Here is a 1,520-nt window from a genome sequence, read left to right as displayed (position 1 = left end):
AAGTAATAGAAACGATAGTTTTCGATATTATATTCTTTTAAAAATCCTACTCCATAGCTCATATTATCATTATCATAAGTTTGCATTAATACATATGAACTATCCTTGATAATTGAGTTATGACCATCCATATCGTATCTTAAACCTTTGATAGAGGATTCTCCTAGATAGTCTAGATAGTCTAAAATAAATACCATTTCAGGATTAGCACCTTTTTCGTGAGGGATATACTTGGCATAATAGATAAAGTAGGTGGAAAAATTATGATAGATGTAAAGAAAGCTGGTAAGAGATCCAATAGCTAGCACAACAATTGTGATCATTATTCTTTTGATAAAAGACATTTTTTTCTTTTTCATTGCTTATCTTCTCCGTTTTTTACTTGATTTCTGGACAGGATAATTGCTTTCTATTCAAATCGTTTTTGATAAATCTTATTGAACAGCCATTGTAAGTTCACGCTTGGCTTTACCTCCATCTTTTCCACAATGGGATCAATCACCTCATCCACATAGCTCTGTGCCTCTTTTTGTCTGACAGCACTCTTATCATAAATGCTTTTATTTACACCAGGCTTCTGATAATAGTAAGCCATGAATTTCCCACTCTTATCAAACAAATATATGCGGCTTTGCTCTTCATTTGTATCCTCGAAGATTAGAACTAGATATTTAGAAGAGGGCTTAAAAGATCCTTGACCTACAAAAAATGAATGATTTTTTACGATCGCATTATCCCCATCCGTATCGTATCTTAAACCTTTGATAGAGGATTCTCCTAGATAGTCTAGATAGTCTGAAATAAATACCATCTCAGGATTGGCACCTTTTTCGTGGGGGATATGCTTGGCATAATAGATGAAGTAGGTGGAAAAATTATGGTCAATATAAAGGAAGCTGGTAAGAGAGCCAATAGCTAGCACAACAATTGTGATCATCATTCTTTTGATAAAAGACATTTTTTTCTTTTTCATTGCTTATCTTCTCCGTTTTTTACTTGATTTCTTGATACGATGATAGTTTTCTATTCAAATCGTTTTTGATAAATCTTATTGAACAGCCATTGTAAGTTCACGCTTGGTTTTGTCTCCATCTTTTCAACAATGGGATTGATCACCTCATCCACATAGCTCTGTGCCTCTCTTTGTCTGACAGTACTCTTATCATAAATGCCTTTTCTTACACCAGGCTTCTGATAATAGTAAGCTATGAATTTCCCACTCTTATCAAACAAATTTACACGGAATACCTCTTCATTTGTATCCTTGTAGATTGAGACTTCATATTTGGCGGAGGGATTAAAAGATCCTTGTCTTACTGAAAAAGAATCATCTTTTACGATCGCATTATTCCCGTCTGTATTATACTGTAATCCTTTAATGGAAGATTCTCCTAGATAGTCTAGATAGTCTAAAATAAATATCATTTCAGGATTAGCACCTTTTTTGTGAGGGATATGCTTGGCATAGTAGATAAAGTAGGTGGAAAAATTATGATAGATGTAAAGGAAGCTGGTAAGAG

The 1,520-nt window shown here is 33.8% G+C and carries 2 protein-coding genes and 1 pseudogene; all 3 read right to left on the bottom strand.

The window, feature by feature from the left end; all coding sequences use genetic code 11:
* A pseudogene (locus ACQRDX_RS09285) lies at nt 1–359 on the bottom strand (hypothetical protein); the annotation flags it as partial.
* Nucleotides 360–409: 50 nt separating this feature from the next.
* On the bottom strand, nt 410–973 hold the full coding sequence (locus ACQRDX_RS09280; protein WP_427896603.1) for a hypothetical protein: 564 nt from the start codon (nt 971–973) through the stop codon (nt 410–412).
* 50 nt (nt 974–1,023) lie between these two features.
* Nucleotides 1,024–1,520: hypothetical protein (locus ACQRDX_RS09275; RefSeq protein WP_427896605.1), on the bottom strand; the 497-nt coding region annotated here is incomplete at its 5' end.

This window comes from Streptococcus sp. SGI.013 (assembly GCF_050315295.1).
Lineage (GTDB): Bacteria > Bacillota > Bacilli > Lactobacillales > Streptococcaceae > Streptococcus > Streptococcus porcorum.
This window is presented reverse-complemented; position numbering and strand designations above follow the sequence as displayed.

Excerpts from the sequence above, each read along its gene's own strand:
- ACQRDX_RS09280 (WP_427896603.1), bottom strand. The coding sequence starts at position 973 with ATGAAAAAGAAAAAAATGTCTTTTATCAAAAGAATGATGATCACAATT.